Genomic DNA, 23,568 nt, shown 5'->3' with positions numbered 1-23,568 from the left:
ATTGTGCAGACCTAGTTGCGCAGACCTTGTTGCGCAGATCTTATTGTGCGGGACGCGCTGCGGCCGCGGCCTTCGCGGCGGGCTTGAGGGCGGCGTCGATGCGCTCGAAGTCGGCATCGCCAAGAGCATCAGAGACGAACCAAGTCTCGAACGCGCTCGGTGCCGCGTAGATGCCGTTTTCAAGCAACGCGTGGAAGAACGGGGCAAAGCGGAAGTTCTCCGCGGCCTGCATGTCCGCGAAGTTGCGGCCCTCGCCCTCTGCAAAGCGAATGGAGAACATGGATGCCGCGCGCTGAATGTGGTGCGCCACGCCCTCGGCCTCCAGCGCGGAAGAAATCATCGCGCCGAGCTGGTCGGCCTTTTCTTGCAGGCGGGGGTAGAGGGATTCATCGGCAAGCTGCAGCGACTTCAGGCCCGAGGCCATCGCCACCGGATTACCGGACAAGGTGCCAGCCTGGTAGACCGGACCATCCGGCGCCAGGTAGTCCATGACCTCGGCGCGACCGCCAAAGGCCGCAGCCGGCAAGCCACCGGAAACCACCTTGCCAAAGGTCACCAGGTCCGCCGCCACGCCCTCGACGCCGTACCAGCCCTTATACGAGGTGCGGAAGCCGGTCATGACCTCGTCGAGGATGAGCAGGGCGCCATCGGCATGCGCGATTTCCTTCAGCGCCGCGTTGAAGCCCTCATTCGGGGCCACGGTGCCCATATTGCCGGCAGAGGCCTCCGCAATGATGCAGGCAATCTGGCCCTCGTTCTCTGCGAAGGCCTCGCGCACCGCATCCAGATCGTTATAAGGAACGACGATGGTGTCCTTCGCCGTCGCACCCGTAACGCCCGGCGAATCCGGCAGGCCGAACGTCGCCACGCCCGAGCCCGCCGATGCCAACAACGCATCCACGTGCCCGTGGTAGCAACCCTCAAACTTCAGCACCTTTGCGCGGCCGGTGTAACCTCGGGCCAAACGCACCGCCGACATGGTCGCCTCCGTACCGGAGTTAACCATGCGCACCTTATCAGCCGCGGTGCGCTTTACGATTTCCTCCGCCAGCAGCGCCTCACCCTCTGTCGGCGTGCCAAAACTCAGCCCGCCGGTGGCAGCCCGCTGCACGGCCTCGACGATTTCCGGGTGCGCGTTGCCGTGGATCATCGGGCCGTAGGAGCTTACGAGGTCGACGTACTCATTGCCGTCGACATCCCACAGGCGCGATCCCTCGCCCCGCTCAATCACGCGGGCCTGGCCGCCCACGGAGCCGAAAGCGCGCACCGGCGAGTTCACCCCACCCGGGATCACTTTGGAGGAACGCTCGAACCACTGTTGCGACTGGGAAGTATTAGGCATGTCTGTCATTCTAGCGACTCGCGCGCCATACAAAAGTTTGACTGTGCATGTCGGTGGAATTCACAGCAACCCACTAAGCTTTCCCGCGTTTCCGTGATACGTCATAGAAACGGCGTTCCCGCTGAGATGGCACACTGGGGAGGTATGAAGATCGCATTTTTAGGAACCGGACGCATGGGCACCGAGCTTGCCCGCCACCTACTATCTGAGCACGAGCTGACGGTGTGGAACCGCACCGCTGAGCGCGCGCAACCGCTCGTGGACGAGGGCGCGGCGCGCGCCGATACCCCTGCCGCGGCCATCGAGGGCGCCGAGGTCATCATCACCTCCCTCTTCGGCCCCGACCAGATCCGCGAGGTGATCATCGAGCCGCAGCTTATCCCCGAGGGCATTACCTGGATCGACACCACCACCGTCTCGCCTGACGATGCCCGCGAGTTCGCCGCCGCCGTCAACTCCTACGTCCACTCCCCCGTCGTGGGCTCGCTGGGCCCGGCGCGCGAGGGCAACCTGGGCGTTTATGTCGGCACGCCCGACGATGACCGCCGCGAGGTCGCCCTCGGCCTTGCCGAGGCCTGGGCTGGCGAAGAGAAGCTGATTGGGGTGGAAACGGCGGCAACGGCGGCCATCGGCAAGCTGCTGGCCAACCTTGCCTTGGCCGTGACCGCCGAAGGCCTGCTCGAGGCCCTGCAGCTCGGCGAATCCGAGGGGCTCGATTCCGAGGTCATCCTGCAGATGCTCGACATCACCGGCCTGTCGTTCATGTCGAATATGAAAGGCCCCTTCATCACCGGCGAACGCAATACCGACCCCGGCGATTTCACCGTCGACGCCCTGGCCAAGGACGCCAAGCTCATGGAGAAGACCTCCGATAAGCCCCTGCCCGCCGTATCCGCTGCCATCGAGCGCTTCGCCGAGATGCAGGACATGGGCCACGGGAATCAGGACTTCTCGTCCATCTTCGTTTTCCGCAATAAGGGCTAGTTATTCACATGTCGCGTCAACGAACCGCGGCCTTTTAGCGCTTTTCGGGCGAGTTATCCACAGGCTGCGCTCGCGCGCCGCGCTTTAGTTGCGCTATCACCTTAAGCTGCGGGGCATGACAGCACTTCAGGCATACCTCGCGGCCCTGGCGCCCGGCATCGACATCGTCGCCGGGTGCACAGGCATGTCCGCCCGCGAGCTGCGCGCGGCCGGTGCGCCGAATCGTACGGCGCGCACGCTGCTCACGCTTGCCGATGCCTTCTTCTCCCCCACCTCCTTTTCCCGGCAACAACGCCGCGCCGTGGCCGCCGCTCGCGAACGCGCCCACGCGCTGCCAACGCTCGAGGTCATCGAGCGCTACGCCACTCGCGCCAAGACCAAGCGCCAGGCATGGCAGCTGCGGGTGGAGCTCTGCCGCACCGCCGCGGATACCGATGAGATGGAAAAGCTCGCGCGCAAGAAGCTGCGCGAGATTAATCCGCCCACCCCGCCGCGCCCCGGCGTGCGCATTCGCCGCCGCAAGGATGCGCCGTGGACGCTCGCGATTACCGGGCCCTCCGCCCTCATCGCTGACTTGGAGTCCAACTTGGACGAAAATGCACCCTTAGACTCCGTCGCGGGGCTTTTCTCCGGCTCCGCCGCCCCGCACCCCACGGTGACGACCAATGCGGTCATCACGCTCGACGAGCTCGACCGCATCATCGATGGCGACGGCGAAGAAATCACCATCCAACTCACCAACGGCGCGCGGCTCACCGGCGCCGAATTGGTCGCGCGCACCCTTTCCGAGCGCGGCCTTATCACCCTCGTGCATCCCTTCGAGGGCGCGGTAAACCTCTACCGCACCGAGCGTATGGCCAACGAGAAACAGCGGCTCATGGCCGCCGCCGAAAATCCCGTCTGCCCGTGGCCGCGGTGCAACTATCCCGCGGATAAGTGCCAAATCCACCACCTGGAAGCCTGGCAGCGCGGCGGCGATACCAATATGGCCAACCTTGCAGCCTGCTGCCCGTACCACAACGGCGTCAACGACGACGACCCGAATGCACCGCCGCGCCGCGGTCGCCTCGCCCGCAGGCGCGGGCGGGTGGTGTGGCAACCACCCTGGGCCGACACCGTGCCCGAAGCCGTGCCCGACCCGAGCGCCGAAACCTAGTGCTCGCACCTAGCATAGGCCCCAGCACGGACTTCCGGCACTGCCCCATAGCGCTGGTTTCTAGCACCGGTTCTTAGCACCGGTTCCCAGCACTGGAACCTCGCGCCCAGGTCCCGCCACCATTCCCGGCCGAGGGACAGGCCCTCACACATGCCAATTATCTGCGCGCATGTCAGGTTTCCGCACGCGCGGAATCGGCCGCAAACGCCTGTTCAGGCAGCAGTAACCCTGCTGCCTGTTTAGGCATGCCCAAAACCGTCGCGCTCCAGCTCCGGACCGCGACACGGTTCAAGTACGGGACCGCCGGGGATTCTTAATCACCGGTAGCGCCAGCCACCGACTGCGTTAGCTACAACCGACGCCAGTTGCAGCCGGCGCTAGTTGCAGCCGAGACCAGGTTCTGATGCTAAATGCGGGTGCCAACCACGCGAGCTAGCTGCCAGCGATGCGGGCGGCAGCAGCGCGCGCATCCGCGATGACCGCAGGAACGCCCACGCCGCCGGCCCAAGCCCCCGTGACGTCGACACCTGGGGACTGGGACAAGGCATCGCGCACGGCTGCCACGGTGTCGAGGTGGGTGGCATCAAAGCGCGGCAGGCCGCCGAACCAGCGCTGGGTGAAGATTTCGGCAACGCCAGCCGCGCGGCCGTCAAAGCCAGTCAGGTGTTGCAGGTCATCGAGGGCGTAGTCCACGAGGTCGTCTTCCTCGGCGCGGACGATGGCGTCATCGCCGAACCGGCCGAACGAGGCACGCACCAGCGCCCCGCCGCGCTCTGCCAGGTGGGGCCACTTGCGCGATGACAACGTAAACGCCTTTGCATGCACGTCATCCTGGTCGGTGGCGACGAGGATGCCGGAGTTCTGCGGCAGCGCGGTGCCGGAGGGATCGGTGTCGGAGTCAAATTTGAGGCCCACGACTGCCGATGCCGCCAGCTTCACCCCCTTCAACCGCGTCGCCGCGTCCGGAGCCACCTTGGGCAGCAGCCGCGCGGCAGTCGGTGCCGGGGTAGCTACCAGCACGCGGTCGAAGGGCTCGGTATCGCCCGGCGCGCCGGTCAGGCGGAACTTATCGCCATCGCGCGTGATGCCAGAAATGAACGTGTCAACGAAAATCTTCGCATCGGATTTTTCCGCCAGGGTCTCGTAAACCTCGGCGTAGCCGCCGCGGAAGGTTTGGAAAACGGGCCCGCCGGCGCTGGGGTTCTCTGCACGGGCTTCCTCGAGGGAGCGCACGGCCGCAGAGAGGGTGACGGGACCGGAGGTGGCGAGGGTATCGAGGGCATCGGCAAGCGTGGGGATGGTGGCGCGCAGTCCCAGGTCATCGGCGGTGCATGAGTACACTCCGCCCAGCAGCGCGGAAACCACGCGGTCCACTAGGTCGCCGCCGTATTGTTGACGCACCAACTCACCGACCGAAACGTCGCCGCCCACGGTCCACTCGAAGGGCTGCTCGTTATCGATGCGCCGCGCCGTCTCCTCCGAAACCAGGTGCGCGACCGGCGCGGAATGCGACGGAATGCCCATCACCCCGCCCTGCGGCAGGGCCTTGAGCTCCCCGCTGTAGACCAACGAGCGCAAACCTGACGGGTCAACTAAACTCCCGGCAAGGCCGAGGGAGTGGAAGAACTCCACGGCATCGCGCCGCCGAGCGAGGAAGGCCTCGGCGCCCATGTCGGTGGGGCCGTCATTAAACGGCACGGAATACAGCTTGCCGCCGATGCGCCCGGCGGCCTCGAAAACCTCGACGTCGTGATCGCGCAGTTCGTAGGCGGCGGTAAGGCCGGCGAGACCGGCACCGATGATGGCAATACGCATTTAGCCCTCCTCGTGAATGATGGATACGGCGCGGGTAATGGCCTCCGCGTCGGTGGTGGGCAGCACCCCGTGCCCAAGGTTCCAGATATGGGTGTCGATATCTCCGCGCTGCTGGGCGCGCTCGACCTCGCCGCGGATGGTGCGCACGGCCTGGCGCACGGCATCGTCGCCGGCAAAAAGCAGCGCCGGGTCGAGGTTGCCCTGCAGCACTCGCGAGTTCACGCGCTGGGCGGCGTCGTCCATGGCCACGCGGTAGTCCACGCCCATGACCTCGGAGCCGGCTTCGGACATCGCCTGTAGCAGCTCGCCGGTGCCCACGCCGAAGTGAATACGCGGAATATCGACGCTGGCCAGGATTTCCTGCGAATACGGCAGCACGAACTCGCGGTAGTCGCGCTCGTTGAGGTAGCCGGCCCAGGAATCGAAAAGCTGCATGGCATCGATGCCGGCATCGACCTGCACCCGCAGGAAATTAATAATGGTGGGCACGAGCCGGCGCATGAGCATGTGCCACGTCTCGGGCTCGGCGTGCATGAGCGCCTTGGTGCGCTCGTGGTTCTTGGATGGCCCGCCCTCGATAAGGTAGCTGGCCAGGGTAAATGGCGCGCCGACGAAGCCGATGAGCGCTTGGGTTTCGGTCAGCTCGCCGAGGATGCCCGCAATGCCTTTGGCAACTTCGGGCACGTCAGCTTCCAGAATAGGCAGCTTGCCGATGTCCCCCTTCTCCCTCACCGCCTTCTCCATCACCGGCCCGCGCCCAGGCACGATGTCAACGTTGACGCCGGCGGCCTTGAGCGGGACCACGATATCGGAAAAGAGAATGGCAGCGTCCACGTCGTGGCGGCGCACCGGCTGCAGGGTGATTTCTGCCAGGAGTTCCGGCATGAAGCAAGAATCCAGCATGCTGATGCCCTCGCGGGCGGCGCGGTACTCCGGCAGGGAGCGACCAGCTTGACGCATCAACCACACTGGCGGACGGGAGGGGGTGCGGCCGAGCGCGGCATCAATAATGGGGGCGCGGTTAAGTCGAGACATACTCCTCATTATGAATCAAAAGTTGGAGCAGGGGCTAATTTGCCGCGCCTTTGCCCTCGCGCGTCAACCGTACGATCAGCGCCCGTCAGCCCCGCCCGTGGAGGCTGCGGTGGGCAATGAACCGGTTGGACTGGGGTCGGAAGAGCAGAACCACCGCGATAAGCAGCGTCACGGCGATAAGCAGCAGGCCGAGCCCGCCGATACCAAGCGCCAAGGCTGCGATGTTGAAGAAAAGGGCAATCGCGATGACGAGGGAGATAATGCGGCGCGCCCACTTCGATCCGTTGGCGAGTTGGGCAGAAAAGAGCGCCAGAATGATCGCGCCGATGATATTAAATACCGAGACGAAAAGGCGGTTCGACTGCACATACTCGGCGATGCGCGAATCCGAAGGCTCCATCTGCTCGCCGCTTCCGCCGAAGATGCCGACCATGCCGCTGACCAGCATGATGACGGCGGCAACAACGAGTACCCAGTACGCCCACTGGAGCGGGCGCGGCCACACGGACAGGTCTTGATTCTGGGTGGTGTTCTGCACGGGGCGGTTATAATCGCGAGGCCCTGGGCGATGATTCTTGTCCGCAGAACCGCCGTTCTGGTCATCATCGCGCCGGCCGTGACCGGGGAACATGCTGGTCATCGGTTGTCCTTGTGGTCATCGCCAAGCGATTGCTGGGAGGACTTGTCCCTGCCGCCCTTCTCCTTGGCCTCCTGCTTTTCGCGTTTCTCGCGCTCCTTATCCCGTCGCGCCTGCTCGAGTTCCTTCTCCAGCTCGCGCATCTGCTCCAGCTCGCCGGTGTAGTCGAGGGTGTCGGGCTTAACGGAGAATATGAGCCCCAGTACGGCGGCGACGCCGACCAAGATTTGCACCATGCCGTCGGCGGCAAAGAGCCAGTCGGGGACGTCAGCGCCCGCGGGCGTGACCATGAAGGTCAGCAGGATGCGGAAACCGAAGTAAATGGAAAAGGCAAACCAGATGCGGCGCGAGGTGCCCGCGCGTTTTGATGGCCCCGCCAGCGACTTCAGCAAAAAGAGCAGCAGCACCAACACGCCGACGGCAATGGCGGCCGACAGAGCCACCGATCCATAGGCGGCCATTTCGATAAAGGAATCCGATACTTCCTCGCCGTCTTCGCCACCCGAGGTGCTTTCGACCATCTGCTTGGCCTGCGCCATGAGCACATCGTGGTTGAGCAGGGTCAGCACCACGTTGAGGATCTGGTGGACGGTCTCGCCGGCGACGACGCCCAACCAGAGCCACAGCATGTAGACCACAGTCTCGGGGCGCTTGGCGCCGCCCTGCGAGCCCTTGCCGCGCTGGTCACGCGGGTCACCGGGCTGCGGCGGCCCAGGCTGCAGCTTAGGCCGCGATTCTCGTTGAGGCTCTCGCTGCTTATCGCGCTGTGGCCCCGGGCGGCCGGCCTGCGGCGACCCGGCCTGAGGCGACCCTGCCTGCGGCGACCCAGGCTGCGGCCCCGGATCGCCCGGCTCCGGCGAAGCGGGCTGCGGCGACGGACGAGAAGAAGGCTGTGTCACAAAAATCCTTTACTTGAGCAGGCGTGCGGCTTCGGTGGCGAAGTACGTCAGGATCTGGTCGGCACCGGCGCGCTTGAAGGCGGTGAGCGACTCGAGCATGATGGCCTCGCCATCGACCCAGCCGTTGGCGGCACCGGCCTTGATCATCGCGTACTCGCCAGAGACTTGGTAGACGGCAACGGGCACCGGGGAGGTCTCCGCGACTGCGGACAAGACATCCAAATACGGCAAGCCCGGCTTGACCATGACGAAGTCCGCGCCTTCTTCGATATCGAGCTCGGCCTCCAGCAGGGATTCGCGGAAGTTGCGCGGGTCTTGCTGGTAGGTGCGGCGGTCGCCCTCCAGGGAAGAACCGACGGCCTCACGGAAGGGCCCGAAGAAGGCGGAGGCGTACTTCGCGGAGTATGCCATGATGGACACGTCATCGCGCCCGGCTTCATCAAGATCGGCGCGGATGGCGGCAACCTGGCCGTCCATCATGCCAGACGGCGAAATGATCTGCGCGCCGGCTTCGGCCTGGGAGCGGGCCATTTTTTGGTAGAGCTGGACGGATTCATCGTTAAGCACGCGGCCCTGGTCATCGAGGACACCGCAGTGCCCGTGCGAGGTGAACTCGTCGAGGCAGGTATCGGCCATGATGATGAGGTCATCGCCAAATTCCTCGCGCAGGGCGGAAATGCCGCGGTTCAAAATGCCCTCGGGATTCCAGGCCACGGAACCGGTGGCGTCCTTGTCCTTGTCCAGCGGAACGCCGAAGAGATCCACGCAGGTAACACCGGCCTCGAGGGCCTCCTCGGTCGCGCGGCGCAGCGAGTCAAAGGTGTGCTGGTACACGCCGGGCATGGAAGAAATCTCGTTCGGCTCATCGAGGCCGTCTGCGATGAACATCGGCAGAATTAAGTCCGATGGGCGCAGCGTGGTTTCGGCGACGAGGTTGCGCATCTGCGGCGTGGAGCGCAGGCGGCGGGGGCGGCGGGCAGGAAATGAGCTCATTGGGTACTCCTTAGAGCGAGACTAAAAACTTACGCCTTCTCGACCTTAGTAGTCTTCTTGCGCGCGCGACGCTTCTTGCGGGGCGCGGGCAGGTTACCGGCGGCGCGGAGGGCGGCGACGTGGCTGGCGAGGGCATCGACAAGCGCGGGCACGTCCGCAACATCTGGCACGACATCGACGCGCAGGCCCAGCTCTTCTGCTGCTGCGCTTGCCGATGGCCCGATGCACGCGATGATCGTCCGCTGGTGCGGCTTGCCGGCGATGCCCACCAGGTTGCGCACGGTGGAACCGGATGTAAAGGCCACGGCGTCGAAGCCACCAGTCTTGATCATGTCGCGGATTTCTGCCGAGGGCGGGGCGGCGCGCACGGTGCGGTAGGCCACGACGTCGTCGACGTCCCACTGGAGGGCTTGGAGGCCATCGACAAGCGTATCGGCGGCGATATCGGTGCGCGGTAGGAGCACGCGGCTCACGGCGTCGATGTCCTCGACGTAATTGGGAAAGACATCGAGCAGCCCCTCGGCGTTTTGCTTCTTCTTGTGCGGCAAAAGCTCCGGCACCATGCCCTTGGCGCGGATGGCATCGGCGGTCTTGGTGCCCACGGCGGCAAGATGCACGCCGGCAAAATCGCGCGCGTCCAGGCCGAGCTGGGAAATCTTATCCCACACGGCGGTCACGGCGTTGACGGAGGTAAAGACGATCCACTTGTAGCGGCCCTCGACGATGCCCTTGATGGCGCGGTCCATCTGCGCCGGGTTGCGCGGCGGCTCGATGGAAATCGTCGGCACGTTCTGCGGGATGGCGCCGTAGCCGGCCAGGCGCGCGGACATGGGCCCGGCCTGTTCCTTGGTGCGCGGCACCAGCACGCGCCAGCCGTAGAGCGGGCGGTTTTCCCACCACGAGTACTTGGTGCGGTCATCGATGCTGCGGCCGAGCGTGACCACCAACGGGCCGGACAAATCCGCGTCCAGCTTGGCGATGGTCCCCAGCGTCGTCTCGTACGTGCGCTGCAGGCGCGTGGTGCCGTGGACGGTCACGAAAGCCTCGGTTTCTGCCGGCATGCCGCGCTGCTGCAGCTCGGTGGAAATCTCCGCCAAATCTTCCTTGGTGGCCTGCAAGACGATGGGCTGGGTGGCATTGGCGAGCGCGTCCCAGTCGGCGCCATCGGTGACATCGGCTTCGGTGTACGTCGATCCGAGCGCCAGCCCGGCAAAGGACGGCACAGTTGAGGGCAGGGACATGCCCGGCACGACCTGGAATTCCAGGCCGGCGGAGGCCACGGCGTTGATCTCGGTCTTGATGGATTCGCGGTTGAGCGGGTTGCCGGTCACGAGGCGGATGACGTCCTCGCCATCGGCCTCCGCAAGGCACTCGCGCAGCTGGCTTACGATGTCCTCGCCCGGTGTATAGAGCACCGCGGCGGTCGGTGCCGGCGGGCGGGGCGGCTTGCGGCGCGCGCCCTTGGCCTTGGCATCTGCGCACATCTGCGCGTATTCCTCTTCCGCGGCGTCCAGCAGCTCTTGCGGGACGGGCAGCGCGGTGGCGACGGCATCGCGCACGCCCTGCATGACCTGCGGATCGGCCACGGCGATAGCGTTATTGGCCAGAACTTCGCGGGCGCGGACGGTCAGCAGGTCTGGGTTTCCCGGACCAGCGCCCACGAAGACGATCTTGCCCAACTGGGTGTCTGACACAGCATTGCTCATAAAGTTCTTTTCTAGATCTGGGCCCGCGGCACCGCACACGGACATGATCGCCTGCAGTGTTTCTCCCCGCGCCGTCGGTGGGTATCAAGGTCATAACGGCCAAAATCCCAGGCGCGACGTCCTGGGATGCCCTTAAAGGGGGCCGGGTATCATTGCAAAAAATGATCTATGGTATCTACACCTTAAATTATTAGCGCTTAAAGTAGAAATTACTGACCTAGCAGTTCGGCCGCGCCTTGGGCGAAAAGCTCATCAGAGACCCGCGTGCCCAACTCCGCCGCTTCCGCTGCGTCCGTCGCAGCGCCGGAGGCGGTGGCGGTCAATTGGCGGGAACCATCCAGCGCAAAGACGCCGCCGCGCACCGTGAGTTGATCGCCGTTCCAGCGGGACGTAGCGGCCACGGGCGCGGTGCAGCCGGCCTCGAGCCGGGCGAGAACGGCGCGCTCGGCAAGGGAAGCGGAGGTGGCTTGATCATCAACAATGGCGTCCAGTGCCGCGGCCGCCTCGGTGCCGGCGGCGGCCTCGATGGCCAGTGCACCCTGGGCTGGGGCGGGCATGAATAATTCTGGATCGAAGATATCGCTCGCCCGATCCTCGTAGCCGCCGCGCAGCAGGCCGGCATAGGCCAGCACCACGGCATCAAGCTCGCCGTCGGTCACCTTGGACATGCGGGTATCGATATTGCCGCGCAGCGGGCGGATCTCCAGGTCCGGGCGCAGGGCGGCCAGCTGGGAGACGCGGCGCGGCGCCGAGGTTCCCACCCGCGCGCCTTCCGGCAGCTGCATCAAGGTCATCCCGTCACGGGCGACCAGCACCTCGCGGCTGTCCTGGCGCTGCGGAATGACCAAGCGGAAGCGGTCATCCTCGGCCGTGGGAAGGTCCTTGAAAGAGTGCACGGCGATATCGCATTCGCCGCGGTACAGCGCCTCACGCAGCGCCTGGGTGAATACGCCCACGCCGATGCGCTCGACCGGGGCCATATTGGTATCGCCCGCGGTGGTGACGATGTGGAGCTCGGAATCGAATCCGGCATCGATAAGCCAGTCGCGGACGTGTCCTGCCTGGGTGGTGGCGAGCTTGGAGCCTCGGGTACCAATCTGGAACATTTACGCCTCCTTGTTCAGCGTGGGCAATTCATTGACGGCCACGGCAACGCCGGAGCCTTCCAGCTGCAGGCCAAAGAGTTCCTGCAGGGCATTTTCGCTGCTAAAGCTGCTATCCGATGCCGCCAGCTTCTTCGCCCGCACCGTCGGTTCATGCAGCAGCTTGTCGGCGACGCGCTTGAGGGCACCTTGGACATCGGCAAGCTGCTTGCCCTCTAGCTCCGGGTGCTTTTGCTGCAGGCGGGCCGCCTCACACTCCACGAGGTCCGCCGCGCGGCGGTGCAGGGCGCTAACAGCCGGTGCCACATCGCGCACGCGCTGGGCGGAGGTATAGGCGGCAAGCTCCTCGTCCACAATGGTGCGAGCCTGCTCGTGCGGGTCCGTGCCGGCCGCGACATCGGTGGCTGCCGCAGACAGGGACTTGCTGAGGCGCTCGATATTCACCAGGTCCACGTCATCGATTTTCGTTGCTGCGTCATCGATATCGCGTGGGAGGGAAAGATCAATGAGCATCAACGGGTGCGCGGGCGGAATGTCGGACGCGGTGATGGTAAAGCCCTCGGCGCCGGTGGCGGAGATGGCGAGGTCGACATCGGCAAGCGCGGCGGCGCGATCCTCAAAATCCACCACGCGGGTGTGGACCCCGGCCTCCTCAGCGTGGCCGGCAAGGCGCTCGGCGCGCTCGCGGGTGCGGTTGGCAATCACCAGCTCGCCGATGCCCAGCCGGCCTGCGTGGGTGGCCGCGAGCGAGGCCATCGCCCCGGCGCCCAGCACGAGCGCGGACTTGCCCTGCAGGTCCTCCGTATTAAGGCGCTGCAGCGCCTGGTCAAAGGCGAAAGTCACCATCGAGACGCCGGCCTTGTCGATTTCCGTTTCCGAGTGCACGCGCTTGCCGGCACGCAGCGCGGACTGCGCCAAAGCGTGGATGCGTGGGCCGACCGTGCCCTGCTCGGAGGCGGACTGGTAGGCGGAACGCACCTGGCCGATGATCTGCTGCTCGCCCACCACCATCGAATCCAGGCCGGAGGTAACGGACATGAGATGCTCTGCGGCGGCATCGGCATAGCGCACGTAGAGGTAATTGCGCAGCTCTTCCTCATCGACGTGGGAGACATCCTTGAGCACCCGGATGACGTCCTGCACTCCGGTGTGGAAGGAATTGGTCACCGTATAGACCTCAAGGCGGTTGCACGTGGAAATGATCATCGCCTCAGTAAGGGACTCGGCGTCAACCAACTGCCCGCAGGCGGAATGCTGCACCACATCGTCCATGCTCAATTTTTCCAGCAACGCCACGGGTGCCGATTGGTGGGACATTCCCACTACAAGCACGCTCATGCTCCACACTCCTCAACCTTTTGATTGACCGCAATGGTTCCAAAGACTACCCCGCATGGGCGCGGAACCCGAATCGTCAGCGCAGCTCCGCGGCCAACTCTTCGTTATCAACTTCCCAGCAGGCGAATTCTTCTCCGTCTATCACTACAACGGGAACGCGGTCACCGAATTCCATCTCGAGCTCGCGGCTATCTTCCACGTTGCGCACTTCAAGCTGGGCACCGGCCGCCTGGATAACGGGGGTAATCTGCTCTTTTACCCGTTTACAGGAACCGCAGGTGGGGCGCACCATGAGCTCGACTACATGCTGGGACATAGGGGCGGGATTCTCCTCATAAGGACGCAGACAGGGGAAACGTTTACTATGGACATGTTAGTCCACCCCCGCGTTTGCGAAAGCTGTTTATCCCACTCGTGTCCGCTATACCTCCCCCCGGATTCCCCGAATCTCCCCGCGACTTTTTGGCCAATTGGACGGCCTCGCGCGGTAATCTGCGCAACTTCTTAGAAAATCAGGCGCTGGCCCCCTTGGGCGAGGAAGAACAGCGCGCCGCAGGTGAAGCGGCCGCTGCCGCAGCTTTGGAGGAGTTTGGGCTCGAGCTCGAGGACTTCGCCTCCGGCATCGCCTCCGTCTCCGGTTCTTATGACGCCGCAGGTTCCCAGCGCATTACGGACCAGGATCCGGACGTCCCCGTCGATGTCGGCGCCGCCGCCTTTTTCGACGTAGACAATACCCTCGTTCAGGGTTCCTCCTTGGTGGAATTCGGCTTTGGGCTCGCCCGTCGGCGCTATATCCGCATCTCTGAGATACTCCCAGTGGCCTGGAAACAACTAAAATTCCGCCTCTCTGGCGCGGAGAATGCAAAAGACGTTGCCGATGGCCGCGCGCAGGCGTTGGAGTTTGTCAAAGGCCGCAGCGTGGACGAGCTCATCAATCTCTGCGAGGAAATCGTCGAAGCCTCGCTCGCCCGCCGCGCGTACCCCGGCACCACGCAGCTCGCTGAGATGCACCTGGCCGCCGGCCAACAGGTGTGGCTGGTTACCGCTACCCCAGTCCAGCTCGCGCAGGTCTTGGCGCGTCGCTTCGGTTTTACCGGCGCCCTCGGTACCGTCGCGGAGGTAGAAGACGGCAAATTCACCGGCCGCTTGGTGGGCGATATCCTCCACGGCCCGGGCAAGAAGCACGCCGTGGCCGCCCTCGCTACCATCGAGGGCCTCGATTTGGATCGGTGTACCGCCTACTCCGACTCCGCCAATGACATACCCATGCTCACCATGGTGGGCACCCCCGTGGCCATCAACCCGGACCGCAAGCTGCGCCGCATCGCAGAGGAGCGCGGCTGGATCGTCCGCGACTACCGCTCCATCCGCCGCGCCATCCGCGCCTTTGGCCTCCCAGCGCTTGTCACGGCCGCCTTTTCCTATGGCGGCTGGCGCTATTTCCGGAAGTAACGGCTTCCGGGGCGGAGTGCTCTCAGCGTAGACGCAGCTCCGGTCCTAAAACCAGAAAGCCTCCGCCGCCGCGCTAAGGCACGGTGCGGAGGATCCCTAGGCTGTTGGGTTTACTTACCCAACTTACGACGCTGCACGCGGGTGCGGCGCAGCATCTTGCGGTGCTTCTTCTTGGACATGCGCTTGCGGCGCTTCTTGATGACAGAACCCATAACAGGCGTCCTCACTTTCTTTTAGTACGTACTGTGAACCTGCCGGCGCCTGAAACGACAAAGGTGCACTCTTTGCCACCTTGGCCGCACATATGCGGGCCATCACGGCGAGCCGACACGAATGCGGTCTATCTTACCTAGTCCCCAGCGCGTCTCCAAAAGTGACCCCGATGGCGACGCCGGCAAAAGGGAGCGCGCGGGAAAACGCGACAGCGCCCACCACCGCTGACCAAGAGTGGCCAACAGAAGTGGGCGCTGCCTTAAAGGCGCGAGAACCTAAGCTCCGTAAACGGAGGCTTCGAGGTACTCGTTGACGGCGGACTCGTGAACGCGGAAAGAGCGTCCGACGCGCACAGCCGGCATTTCGCCTGCGTGAACCAAACGGTAGACAGTCATCTTAGAGACGCGCATGATTTCGGCGACCTCCGCGATCGTCAGAAAGGTTCCTTTTTCTTCATTTGCCATAATTATCTAACCCTTCAGCTCGTTACGCGCTGTAGGCTTCCCCTCCCACAGGACTTCACGCACGTGCTCGTCCCAGCCTATCGTGAAACATGTGACTAATGCGACCCAAGTGCCAAATTTTTTCACAGCAGTTGTTCAGTTCACCGTCATAAGCGCTGCGTAACAACCGCCCCATGGCTCCCGCACGGCCCCCAAGTGGTGCGAGGTAACTACACCCCCACCACGGGGAACGAGCCGCATTAGGCTGGCTCCTAGCCCAATTCCTTAGCCTTATCGGAGCATGCCTCGGCGGCGCGGTAGAAAGCGCCGCGCAGGCCGGACTCTTCCAGCTCGCGCACGGCCGCGGCGGTGGTACCACCTGGCGAGGTCACTCCGGCGCGCAGTTGCGTTGCCGAGCGACCGGAATTGGCCAACATATCACCGGAGCCGGCAGCCGCCTGGGCGGCGAGCTTTTCGGCGATATCGCGGGGAAGGCCGAGCTGCACGCCGGCATCGACAAGCGCCTCTGCCACGAGGAAGAAGTACGCCGGCGAGGAACCAGCCAGGGCTGTTGCGGCGTCGATGTTTTTCTCCGGGATGACCGCGACCTCACCAACGGCCTCAAGCAGCTCCGTGACGCCCTGCATCTGGGCCTCAGTGACGTGTTCGCCGGCAGCGCAGGTGCACATACCGCGGCGCACCAGCATCGGCGTATTGGGCATAACGCGCACAACCGGCACTCCCTCGCCCGCAGCGGCCTGCAGGGCCTCCAGCGTCAGCCCAGCAGCCATAGAGACCACCACGGCGTCCTTTGCCGGGTTAATCTCGCCCAGCAGGTCCAGGATGGCGTAAGGCTTGACGGAGGCGAAGATATAATCCGCACCGTCAACCGCCTCGGCGTTATCCGTCGTGACGTTAACGCCATAGTTGCTCTTGAGCTCTTCACCGCGGGAGGCGGTGCGGTTGGTCACCGTGATATCGGAGGCATTAAAGCCCGATTCCACAAGACCCGCGGTCAAAGCCTCGCCGATTTGTCCTCCACCTAAAATTGCAATCTTTGTCATAGCCTCCACCATGCCAAAAATAACGTCACCCGGCTACCTCCACGAAGGAAGCAGCCGGGTGGTTCTCAGCAATTCGCTAGATTAGAGCATGACCAAAAGCAGTGGTCCAAAGGTCAATATGAGGCCGGTAATGCCTGCAAGGGACATGGAGAAGCCATCTCGGGCGGTGCGCAGCGCATGCGTAACGCCGGCCATAATTGCGGTCACGCAGAGCGCCAAGATGGCCACGACGACGCGCGGGAAGTTATCCCAAAGCACTTCAAAGCCCTTGAAGATGACGACCGCCAAGACGATCCCCACAACCACCATGATGACGATGGACATGGGGTTGAGCTTCTCGTGCTCTTCGGTGACTTCCTCGTCCCGCACCTGGGACAGCTCGCCGGTATCGTCGGATTTCTTCGCGGTCGCCGCAGGCTTCTGCGTTGGCGCGGCAGACTTGCCCTTGGTTCCAGCGTCCTTGGTGTCCTTAGCATCCTTGGCGCCTGCTGAGTTCTTCGCGTCGGCCTTCGCTCCCGCTGCGCTCGCTGCAGCAGCACCTGCCCCGGCAGCGCCAGCTGCGCCCGCCTTGTCCTTGGCGCTGGATTCAGCGGCGTCAGCAGCGTCCTTGCGCTTGTCCTGCGAGGACTGCGACTTATCGATGCGCTGCATCACCGCAGTGTCATCCGCGGACGGCTGATGAGACTTCTTCTCAGCGTCCTTAGCGCTCGCCTTGTCCTCTGGCTCCGACTGCGCAGGCTTCTTTGCCGCCTGCGCGTTTGCCTTCTGTCCTGGGGCAGGCTTGGCCGTCGGCCGCGAGGCAGACCCCGCCGCTGGCTTGGGAGAAGCGGTCGGCTCACTCGGCTTCCCGTTCTTCTTCGGCGCAGGCGACGCGGTGGGGGTACCAGCGGAAGGCTTCTCGGCGGCCGGCTTAGGGGAAGTGGATTTAGGCTGGGATGGCTTTTGCGCAGGCTTGCCGATGCCCGCCTGTCCCGCACCTGGCTTGCCCGCGGCCGGCTTGCCTGCGGCGGTCTTGCCCGCAGTGGACTTGGTGTCAGTAGGCTTAGCCCCGGCAGGCTTGGAACCAGCTGGCTTGGTGCCGGCTGGCGTGGCGCCGGCCGGCTTCGCCGTGGTCTTTTTCTCGGCAGCCTTATTCTCAGCGGATTTATTCCCCGCGGCCTTGTTCTCCGCAGACTGTTCGTCCTTGGACTTCGGCGCGCGGATGACAGGGGCGTCATCATCGATGGATACGTTGGTGTGCTTCGCCTCAGGCGGGGTGGACTTTACCTTCTTCAGGCTGCCGGTGAGCTCGGCAACGGAGACGCCGCCCTCATCGAGGCTCCGCCGACGGCGGCGAGAGGTCTGCTCGTCCTTATCCGTGCGGTCCTTCTTATTGCGTGCCAGCAGCTCGGCCACGGTCAACTGTTTTTCGTCAGCCATGATCTCTTCCTATTCCAATCCCTTGTCGGTCCGGCGCAAAATAACACCTTCGCGCAGCGCCCACGGGCAGATTTCTAACTTCTCAATTCCCAGAGCTCGCATGCTTGCCTCGGCAACCAAAGCGCCGGCGACGATTTGGTGCGATCGGTTCGAACTTACACCCTCGAGGTCCGCTCTGTCTGCTGCAGTCATGCGCGTGATGAATGAAATCAATTGGCGCAGGCCCGGTGCGGTCAATGTGCGCTTGACATATGGCCCTGCAGACGAGGGCGCCGCGCCGGTAAGCCGCGACAGCGTGCGGAAGGTTTTCGAGGTTCCCACGGCTAGGCCGGCAGGCCCCATCGCCTTCATCTGGGTGACGGCATCCTCTAGCTCCGCATCGATGAAATCGCGCAGCGCACTGACCTTCTTTTTCTCCGGCGGATCGGTATCGAACCAGTTGTGGGTAAGCCGCCCTGCGCCCAGATCAAGCGAGAAAGCCAAGTCAGGGTGTTCATCGGTACCGGTGGATAGCTCTAGGGAGCCGCCGCCGATATCCAGGTTGGTGATGCGTCCTGCGGACCAGCCGTACCAGCGGCGAGCAGCGAGGAAGGTGAGCTGCGCTTCCTCCACGCCTGAGAGGATCTGCAGGCGCACGCCGGTCTGCTTTTCCACCTCATCGAGTACCGCTTCAGAGTTAGGGGCAGAGCGGACCGCAGAGGTCGCGAAGGCAATAAATTCGGAGCACCCGAGTTTGTCACCCAGCTCGCTTGCCTCACCCACGGCGGAAACGAGCTTTTTCAAGCCCTTTTCGTGGATGTTTCCCTTCTTATCCAGCTGTTCTACCAGCCGGAGTGGGGTCTTCCAATCGCTCATCGGCGTAGGCCGTCCCCCCATTGCGGCATCGACCGCAACGAGGTGGACGGTATTACTTCCGACGTCTAATACACCTAATCGCACACCCATAGCGTAGTAGGTCTACCGTGGTTAGGTGTGAATCGCCCAAAATCTGACACCGTTTACCTAGGTTTTCCCGCGAGCTCGCCAGCGGCGGCATCGATTAAAGCCGGGCGCGAAGAGGCCCCAGATTTTCCGCGGGAGTGGTTCGAATTTACCAACCCAAATGACCCTTACCACGTCTTTTCCATCGATCTGACGTGGGTGGAATCGCACTACAGCTGCCAATTTGGTACGTCGGCGTGCCGGGGCATCGACAAGAGCCAGCCCGATGTGGGCTGCTGCGTGCACGGTGCATATATGGCCGATGAACAAGACCGGGACCAGCTTTACGATGCCGTCTCCCGCATGCCCGCGCGCTACTGGCAGCTGCGACCAGCGGGGGTAGATGAGTTCCTGGCGCAAGAAAATACCGATGAGTTAGAGCCCTGGCTGGAATGGGACGAGCTCGATGGCGAGGACGGCGAACCGGAACCGGCGCTAAAAACGCCCATTGTGGATGGTGCCTGCATCTTTGCCAACCGCACTGGTTGGGAAACCGGGACCGGCTGCGCGCTGCACCAATGGGCCGTCGATAGCGGCGAGGAGCTGACCGTGGTCAAGCCGGAGGTGTGCTGGCAGCTGCCGCTGCGGCGCTACGAGGATTATGAAGAACGCCCCGATGGGCAAGAGATTTTGCGCACCACCATCGGCGAATATGACCGCCGCGGTTGGGGCAATGGCGGCGAAGACTTTGATTGGTACTGCTCTACCGATGGCGCCTGCCACGCCAACCCGCTGCCGATGTGGCAATCGCACGAGGACGAGCTCGTCGCGCTCATGGGGCGCGAAAGCTACGATATCTTGGCCGCACAGTGCCGGGCCCGCGCGGAGGCCGCCGAGCACGGCGTGCAGCTTACCCAGCACCCAGCCAGCATCAAGGCCGGCTGGTATTAGAGCTCGAATTTATAGCCCAACCCGCGCACCGTTACCAGGTGCTTCGGGCGCGAAGGGTGCTCTTCAATCTTGGTGCGCAGGCGCTTGATGTGCACGTCTAGCGTCTTGGTATCGCCCACGTAATCCGCACCCCAAATGCGATCGATGAGCTGGCCGCGGGTCAGCACGCGCCCGGCATTGCGCAGGAGGTATTCCAGCAGGTCAAACTCCTTGAGCGGCATGGCCACCGGCTCGTCTGCCACGGTGACGATGTGGCGCTCCACATCCATCTTCACGCGGCCGCCGGAGAGGATCTGCTCGTCTTCTGCCTCGGCACCCTCCGCAGCGTCCGCGTGAGAGGAGTGATCGTTGCCGCGGCGCAGCACGGCGCGGATGCGGGCGATGAGCTCGCGGGAGGAATACGGCTTGGTGACGTAATCATCCGCACCCAGCTCTAGGCCCACGACCTTATCGATTTCCGCATCGCGCGCGGTCACCATAATGACCGGCACAGAGGAGGTGGCGCGCAGCTGCTTGCACACGTCGGTGCCAGACATGCCGGGCAGCATGAGGTCAAGCAGCACGATATCGATGTCATTATCGGCGAATTTCTCTAGCGCGGACGGGCCATCGAGGGCGATAATCGGCTCGAAGCCTTCCTTGCGGAGTAAAAATGCCAGCGGATCAGCCAGCGACTCTTCATCTTCCACGATGAGAATGGTGGTCATTGTGCTTTATCCTTTCGACGTGCTGCAACGCGTGCTACCGCACGCTGGAGCCCAGGAGCCGCCGCATCGACGGATTCCTTGTCTTCATTATCCTGCAAGTCAGCCTCGTGCGCTGGCTTTTCTTCCTTATATATGGGCAACTCGATGGTAAAAGTAGAGCCCGTGCCCGGGCGCGACCACAGCTTGATATTGCCCCCGTGGTTGGCCACCACGTGTTTGACAATTGCCAATCCTAGGCCAGTGCCTCCCGTCTGCCGCGACCGGGCTTGGTCTACGCGGAAAAAGCGCTCGAAGACGCGCTTTTGATGCTCCGGCGGGATGCCGATGCCACGGTCCGTGACGCGGATGAGCACGACGTCATCTCCCACCACTTTCTGCGAGACGGAGACCGGCAGTTCCTCTGGCGAATAATTAATCGCGTTAGAAATCAGGTTGGATAGCGCCGTTACCAAGAGGGAGTGGTCGCCCTTGACCTGCACGCCTTCTGAGGCTCCTCGAGTCAACCTTATAGAGCGCGCATCCGCAGCAAGCTGATTGCGCGAGATCGCCTCGTCAATGAGATCGTCCACGTAGAGCGGTTCCATCTCCGGCAGCGCTTCGGCACCTTGCAACTTGGACAGCGAAATGAGCTCGCTGACCATATCCGCCATGCGGTTGGCCTCTTTTTGCACTTTTGTACCGAAGTACTTCACGTGCTCCGGATCCTCGGGGTCCTGGAGCAGGGCCTCTGCCAGCAGCGCGATGCCACCGACCGGGGTTTTCAGCTCGTGGGAGACGTTGGCCACGAAATCGCGGCGCGCGGATTCCATGCGCACGTTTTCGCTCTCATCGGTGCCGTAGATGATGATAAAGCGGCCATCGTTTAGCGTCAGCGGCTTGATAACGGCCTTGATCTGCGTGACGCGGTGCCCGGTGCGGCGCTTAGGGATGGCCAGGTCCACGGTGCGGGTTTCCTTATCCTCAAAGACCTGCTCCGCGGTCTTCCAAATCTCCGGATTAACGGCGCGATCGTGGACCACGGACATCTCGTGCGCCGCGGGATTGGACAGGATGATTTCCTGATTTCTATCGAGCACCGTCAGCGCCGTGGGAGAGCCTTGAACCGCAAGATGCAGGCCTTGGCTCACGGTAGTGACCTGGTTTGCCTGGGCATCGCTGGCGCGATGGCGGCGTGCCATGCGCTCGCGCACCCGGGAAATTAATGGCAGCGCCACCGCGCAGGCGAGCACCCCCGCGAGAAAGACAAAAATTAATTCCACGTCTTTAAGCCTAACCATTAGAAAGTCCCCAGGGAGCACCTCCCCAGGGACTTATATGCAGCGGTAGGTTACTTGCCACCCTGCGCGGCGACGGCAGCGGCCCCGGCCTCGGCGGCCTCTGGGTCCAGGTAGGTGCCGCCGGAGTTGACCACGGAGCCATCCTCCGCAATCTCGTAGACCAGCGGGATACCGGTCGGAATATTCAGCCCGGCGATGTCATCATCGGAAATGCCATCGAGGTGCTTGACCAACGCGCGCAGGGAGTTGCCGTGCGCTGCGATCATGACGGACTCGCCCTTCTTAGCCCGCGGCAGGATCTCTTCCTCGAAGTAGGGCACGAAGCGCTCGACGACGTCCTTCAGGCACTCCGTCTGTGGGACCTTGTCCAAGTCCGCGTAGCGGGGGTCGTTGGCCTGGGAGTACTCGGCGTCATCGGCAAGCTCGGGCGGGCGCGTGTCATAGGAACGGCGCCATGCCATGAACTGGTCCTCGCCATATTCTTCCTTGGTCTCAGCCTTGTTCAGGCCCTGCAGCGCACCGTAGTGGCGCTCATTGAGGCGCCAGTTGCGGATGACCGGGATCCAGTGGCGGTCGGCCGCGTCCAGCGCGATATTGGCGGTGCGGATGGCGCGGCGCAGCAACGAGGTGTACAGCACGTTGGGCAGGATGCCTTCTTGCGCGAGCAGCTCGCCGCCGCGCTTGGCCTCTGCCTCGCCCTTTTCTGTCAGATCAACATCGACCCAACCGGTAAATTGGTTGGATTCATTCCAGGTGGATTGGCCGTGACGAAGAAGAATCAGTTTTCCGTTAGTCATGCCTCCAGCATGCCACGAAACCGCCCGGCGCGTCAGTGAAGCTAATCTCCCATCGCCCGGCGTTGGTGGCAGTCAGGCACGGGAATCTGCTGGGCTTCGGCATAAATCTCCGTCAACTCTCGGGCCGTGTTGGTCCAGCTAAAGCGCGCGGCATGCGCGACGGCGGCCTCGCCCATGGCGATGCGCCGGGCGTCATCATCAAGCAGCTGGCTCAAGGAATCCGCCCACTCCTGCGGGTCGTGGGACGGTACCAGCAGGCCGGTCTCACCATCGACGACGGCGATGGGCAACCCACCCACGGCCGCAGCGACGACCGGCGTGCCAGAAGCCTGGGCCTCGAGCGCCACCAGGCCAAAGGACTCGTTGTAGCTGGGCACCGCCACAATATCGGCGGCGCGGTACACGCCCACCAGCTCTTCGGGCGGGCGGGGGCCTAAAAAGCGCACGCGCTTTTCGACGCCCAACTCCCGCGCCAGTTCCCTATACGCCTCCGGTGAGGCATTGGCTCCAGATGGTCCACCGCAGATGAGCACCCGAAAATCGCGGGTGGGCTCACGGCGGCAGAGCTCCGCGGCGGTGCGGATGAGCACCTCCGGCCCCTTGAATTTCTGCAGGCGCCCCACAAAGGCCACGACCTTAGTGTGCAACGGGATACCCAGCTCACGGCGGGAACGCTCCGTATTGCGGTCGGTGCCGGGGGTAAAAAGCCCCACGTCCGCGCCTGGTGAAACCACGCGGATAATGTCGCGCTCGGCATCGTAGTGCTCGGCCAGGTCACGGGCTTCCTGATCGGTATTGACCACGAGGAGATCGGCATTATCTACCAGTTGCTGTTCGCAGATGCGCCGCGCCTCTGATTCCACGGTGTCCTCGGCGGTGCGGTAGGCGTTTTTCACCGCGGCCAAGGTGTGGGCGGTATGAACAAGGGGGATGCCCCATAGATCGCGCAGCAGCCACCCCACCTGGCCGGAAAGCCAGTAGTGGGAATGAATGAGATCATATTTTTTGCCCTGCCATTTAGCGAATTGCATCACTCCGCCGGAAAAGGCCGCGAGCTGGGTGGGCAGATCTTCCTTTTCTAGTCCCTCAAAGGGGCCTGCCACGATGTTAATCACCCGCAAGTTGGGGGCCACGTCCACGATTTCTTTGTGGCTGGGGCGGGTAGCGCGGGTATAGACATCCACCTCGACGCCAAGCTGGGCTAATTGGCAGGCAATATTTAAAACGTAGACGTTCATTCCGCCGGCATCCCCGGAGCCAGGCTGCTCAATGGGGGAGGTATGCATAGAAATCATGGCGATGCGCATGTTGTCCCA

The 23,568-nt window shown here is 63.5% G+C and carries 23 protein-coding genes; 4 read left to right on the top strand and 19 right to left on the bottom strand.

Annotation, left to right across the window (positions count from 1 at the left end; genetic code table 11):
* Positions 1 to 40: 40 nt before the first annotated feature.
* A complete protein-coding gene (gene hemL / locus ACLI1T_RS01420; RefSeq protein WP_411702850.1) occupies positions 41 to 1,351 on the bottom strand; it encodes a glutamate-1-semialdehyde 2,1-aminomutase in 1,311 nt (436 codons plus the stop codon).
* 135 nt (positions 1,352 to 1,486) lie between these two features.
* Here hemL and ACLI1T_RS01415 point away from each other — a divergent pair, with 135 nt between their 5' ends.
* Both ACLI1T_RS01415 and ACLI1T_RS01410 read left to right on the top strand, forming a co-directional pair.
* Complete coding sequence (locus tag ACLI1T_RS01415) at positions 1,487 to 2,326, top strand: NAD(P)-dependent oxidoreductase (RefSeq protein ID WP_349853359.1); 840 nt, start codon at positions 1,487 to 1,489, stop codon at positions 2,324 to 2,326.
* Between the two features lie 115 nt (positions 2,327 to 2,441).
* Entirely contained in the window at positions 2,442 to 3,482 is a 1,041-nt protein-coding gene (locus ACLI1T_RS01410; RefSeq protein ID WP_411702849.1) for an HNH endonuclease signature motif containing protein, read from the top strand.
* 432 nt (positions 3,483 to 3,914) lie between these two features.
* On the opposite strand, the gene ACLI1T_RS01405 is transcribed toward ACLI1T_RS01410, so the two are convergent.
* From ACLI1T_RS01405 to ACLI1T_RS01365, 9 genes are all read right to left on the bottom strand, one after another.
* Positions 3,915 to 5,297 (bottom strand): protoporphyrinogen oxidase, encoded by a 1,383-nt coding sequence (locus ACLI1T_RS01405; RefSeq protein WP_349853361.1) that lies wholly within the window; start codon positions 5,295 to 5,297, stop codon positions 3,915 to 3,917.
* On the bottom strand, positions 5,298 to 6,332 hold the full coding sequence (gene hemE / locus ACLI1T_RS01400) for a uroporphyrinogen decarboxylase (protein ID WP_349853363.1): 1,035 nt from the start codon (positions 6,330 to 6,332) through the stop codon (positions 5,298 to 5,300).
* A gap of 85 nt (positions 6,333 to 6,417) precedes the next feature.
* Positions 6,418 to 6,972, bottom strand: a complete 555-nt coding sequence (locus ACLI1T_RS01395) for a tellurium resistance protein TerC (protein ID WP_349853365.1) — start codon at positions 6,970 to 6,972, stop codon at positions 6,418 to 6,420.
* Complete coding sequence (locus tag ACLI1T_RS01390; RefSeq protein ID WP_349853367.1) at positions 6,969 to 7,868, bottom strand: hypothetical protein; 900 nt, start codon at positions 7,866 to 7,868, stop codon at positions 6,969 to 6,971. Before ACLI1T_RS01390 ends, ACLI1T_RS01395 begins: the two co-directional genes overlap by 4 nt.
* A gap of 9 nt (positions 7,869 to 7,877) precedes the next feature.
* On the bottom strand, positions 7,878 to 8,861 hold the full coding sequence (gene hemB / locus ACLI1T_RS01385; RefSeq protein ID WP_411702848.1) for a porphobilinogen synthase: 984 nt from the start codon (positions 8,859 to 8,861) through the stop codon (positions 7,878 to 7,880).
* 29 nt (positions 8,862 to 8,890) lie between these two features.
* Positions 8,891 to 10,567, bottom strand: a complete 1,677-nt coding sequence (locus tag ACLI1T_RS01380; RefSeq protein WP_239268834.1) for a uroporphyrinogen-III synthase — start codon at positions 10,565 to 10,567, stop codon at positions 8,891 to 8,893.
* A gap of 209 nt (positions 10,568 to 10,776) precedes the next feature.
* Positions 10,777 to 11,673 (bottom strand): hydroxymethylbilane synthase, encoded by an 897-nt coding sequence (gene hemC / locus ACLI1T_RS01375; protein WP_411702847.1) that lies wholly within the window; start codon positions 11,671 to 11,673, stop codon positions 10,777 to 10,779.
* Positions 11,674 to 13,008 carry a glutamyl-tRNA reductase gene (locus ACLI1T_RS01370; protein ID WP_023025100.1) on the bottom strand — a complete coding sequence of 445 codons (1,335 nt, stop codon included), beginning with the start codon at positions 13,006 to 13,008 and terminating at the stop codon, positions 11,674 to 11,676. It abuts the gene before it with no gap.
* A gap of 76 nt (positions 13,009 to 13,084) precedes the next feature.
* Entirely contained in the window at positions 13,085 to 13,324 is a 240-nt protein-coding gene (locus tag ACLI1T_RS01365) for a glutaredoxin family protein (RefSeq protein ID WP_023025099.1), read from the bottom strand.
* A gap of 98 nt (positions 13,325 to 13,422) precedes the next feature.
* On the opposite strand from ACLI1T_RS01365, the gene ACLI1T_RS01360 reads away from it, so the two are divergent.
* Positions 13,423 to 14,460 carry an HAD family hydrolase gene (locus tag ACLI1T_RS01360; protein ID WP_023025098.1) on the top strand — a complete coding sequence of 346 codons (1,038 nt, stop codon included), beginning with the start codon at positions 13,423 to 13,425 and terminating at the stop codon, positions 14,458 to 14,460.
* Between the two features lie 110 nt (positions 14,461 to 14,570).
* Here the strand turns inward: ACLI1T_RS01360 and ACLI1T_RS01355 are convergent, their stop codons facing one another.
* The 5 genes from ACLI1T_RS01355 to ACLI1T_RS01335 form a co-directional block, all read right to left on the bottom strand.
* Positions 14,571 to 14,672: a 30S ribosomal protein bS22 gene (locus tag ACLI1T_RS01355; protein ID WP_003855542.1), complete on the bottom strand. Its 102-nt coding sequence runs from the start codon at positions 14,670 to 14,672 to the stop codon at positions 14,571 to 14,573.
* Positions 14,673 to 14,948: 276 nt separating this feature from the next.
* Entirely contained in the window at positions 14,949 to 15,137 is a 189-nt protein-coding gene (locus ACLI1T_RS01350) for a helix-turn-helix domain-containing protein (RefSeq protein WP_005276651.1), read from the bottom strand.
* 251 nt (positions 15,138 to 15,388) lie between these two features.
* On the bottom strand, positions 15,389 to 16,180 hold the full coding sequence (proC, locus tag ACLI1T_RS01345) for a pyrroline-5-carboxylate reductase (RefSeq protein ID WP_411702846.1): 792 nt from the start codon (positions 16,178 to 16,180) through the stop codon (positions 15,389 to 15,391).
* An 81-nt stretch (positions 16,181 to 16,261) separates the two neighbouring features.
* Positions 16,262 to 17,599, bottom strand: coding sequence for a tripartite tricarboxylate transporter TctB family protein (locus tag ACLI1T_RS01340; RefSeq protein ID WP_411702845.1), 1,338 nt, complete (start codon positions 17,597 to 17,599; stop codon positions 16,262 to 16,264).
* 9 nt (positions 17,600 to 17,608) lie between these two features.
* Entirely contained in the window at positions 17,609 to 18,538 is a 930-nt protein-coding gene (locus ACLI1T_RS01335) for a Ppx/GppA phosphatase family protein (RefSeq protein WP_349853376.1), read from the bottom strand.
* A gap of 33 nt (positions 18,539 to 18,571) precedes the next feature.
* On the opposite strand from ACLI1T_RS01335, the gene ACLI1T_RS01330 reads away from it, so the two are divergent.
* A complete protein-coding gene (locus ACLI1T_RS01330) occupies positions 18,572 to 19,471 on the top strand; it encodes a hypothetical protein (RefSeq protein ID WP_349853378.1) in 900 nt (299 codons plus the stop codon).
* On the opposite strand, the gene ACLI1T_RS01325 is transcribed toward ACLI1T_RS01330, so the two are convergent.
* The 4 genes from ACLI1T_RS01325 to mshA all read right to left on the bottom strand — a co-directional run bounded on the left by ACLI1T_RS01325 (position 19,468) and on the right by mshA (position 23,559).
* Positions 19,468 to 20,178, bottom strand: a complete 711-nt coding sequence (locus tag ACLI1T_RS01325) for a response regulator transcription factor (protein ID WP_349853379.1) — start codon at positions 20,176 to 20,178, stop codon at positions 19,468 to 19,470. The two genes, ACLI1T_RS01330 and ACLI1T_RS01325, sit on opposite strands and share 4 nt — an antisense overlap.
* Complete coding sequence (locus tag ACLI1T_RS01320) at positions 20,175 to 21,437, bottom strand: sensor histidine kinase (protein WP_411702844.1); 1,263 nt, start codon at positions 21,435 to 21,437, stop codon at positions 20,175 to 20,177. The genes ACLI1T_RS01325 and ACLI1T_RS01320 overlap by 4 nt, the downstream gene beginning before the upstream one ends.
* 68 nt (positions 21,438 to 21,505) lie before the next feature.
* Positions 21,506 to 22,252 carry a phosphoglyceromutase gene (locus tag ACLI1T_RS01315; RefSeq protein WP_349853382.1) on the bottom strand — a complete coding sequence of 249 codons (747 nt, stop codon included), beginning with the start codon at positions 22,250 to 22,252 and terminating at the stop codon, positions 21,506 to 21,508.
* Between the two features lie 41 nt (positions 22,253 to 22,293).
* Positions 22,294 to 23,559: a D-inositol-3-phosphate glycosyltransferase gene (gene mshA, locus ACLI1T_RS01310; protein ID WP_349853384.1), complete on the bottom strand. Its 1,266-nt coding sequence runs from the start codon at positions 23,557 to 23,559 to the stop codon at positions 22,294 to 22,296.
* Between the last annotated feature and the right edge of the window lie 9 nt (positions 23,560 to 23,568).

The sequence above is a fragment of the Corynebacterium tuingiense genome (assembly GCF_046718165.1).
In the GTDB taxonomy this organism is placed as follows: Bacteria; Actinomycetota; Actinomycetes; order Mycobacteriales; family Mycobacteriaceae; genus Corynebacterium.
Note: the sequence above shows the minus strand (reverse complement) of the source record. Positions and strands in the feature narration are given on the sequence as shown.

Coding starts and splice junctions, on each gene's coding strand:
- hemL (WP_411702850.1), bottom strand. CDS start 1,351: ATGACAGACATGCCTAATACTTCCCAGTCGCAACAGTGGTTCGAGCGT.
- ACLI1T_RS01415 (WP_349853359.1), top strand. CDS start 1,487: ATGAAGATCGCATTTTTAGGAACCGGACGCATGGGCACCGAGCTTGCC.
- ACLI1T_RS01410 (WP_411702849.1), top strand. CDS start 2,442: ATGACAGCACTTCAGGCATACCTCGCGGCCCTGGCGCCCGGCATCGAC.
- ACLI1T_RS01405 (WP_349853361.1), bottom strand. CDS start 5,297: ATGCGTATTGCCATCATCGGTGCCGGTCTCGCCGGCCTTACCGCCGCC.
- hemE (WP_349853363.1), bottom strand. CDS start 6,332: ATGTCTCGACTTAACCGCGCCCCCATTATTGATGCCGCGCTCGGCCGC.
- ACLI1T_RS01395 (WP_349853365.1), bottom strand. CDS start 6,972: ATGACCAGCATGTTCCCCGGTCACGGCCGGCGCGATGATGACCAGAAC.
- hemB (WP_411702848.1), bottom strand. CDS start 8,861: ATGAGCTCATTTCCTGCCCGCCGCCCCCGCCGCCTGCGCTCCACGCCG.
- ACLI1T_RS01380 (WP_239268834.1), bottom strand. CDS start 10,567: ATGAGCAATGCTGTGTCAGACACCCAGTTGGGCAAGATCGTCTTCGTG.
- hemC (WP_411702847.1), bottom strand. CDS start 11,673: ATGTTCCAGATTGGTACCCGAGGCTCCAAGCTCGCCACCACCCAGGCA.
- ACLI1T_RS01370 (WP_023025100.1), bottom strand. CDS start 13,008: ATGAGCGTGCTTGTAGTGGGAATGTCCCACCAATCGGCACCCGTGGCG.
- ACLI1T_RS01365 (WP_023025099.1), bottom strand. CDS start 13,324: ATGTCCCAGCATGTAGTCGAGCTCATGGTGCGCCCCACCTGCGGTTCC.
- ACLI1T_RS01355 (WP_003855542.1), bottom strand. CDS start 14,672: ATGGGTTCTGTCATCAAGAAGCGCCGCAAGCGCATGTCCAAGAAGAAG.
- ACLI1T_RS01350 (WP_005276651.1), bottom strand. CDS start 15,137: ATGGCAAATGAAGAAAAAGGAACCTTTCTGACGATCGCGGAGGTCGCC.
- proC (WP_411702846.1), bottom strand. CDS start 16,180: ATGACAAAGATTGCAATTTTAGGTGGAGGACAAATCGGCGAGGCTTTG.
- ACLI1T_RS01340 (WP_411702845.1), bottom strand. CDS start 17,599: ATGGCTGACGAAAAACAGTTGACCGTGGCCGAGCTGCTGGCACGCAAT.
- ACLI1T_RS01325 (WP_349853379.1), bottom strand. CDS start 20,178: ATGACCACCATTCTCATCGTGGAAGATGAAGAGTCGCTGGCTGATCCG.
- ACLI1T_RS01315 (WP_349853382.1), bottom strand. CDS start 22,252: ATGACTAACGGAAAACTGATTCTTCTTCGTCACGGCCAATCCACCTGG.
- mshA (WP_349853384.1), bottom strand. CDS start 23,559: ATGCGCATCGCCATGATTTCTATGCATACCTCCCCCATTGAGCAGCCT.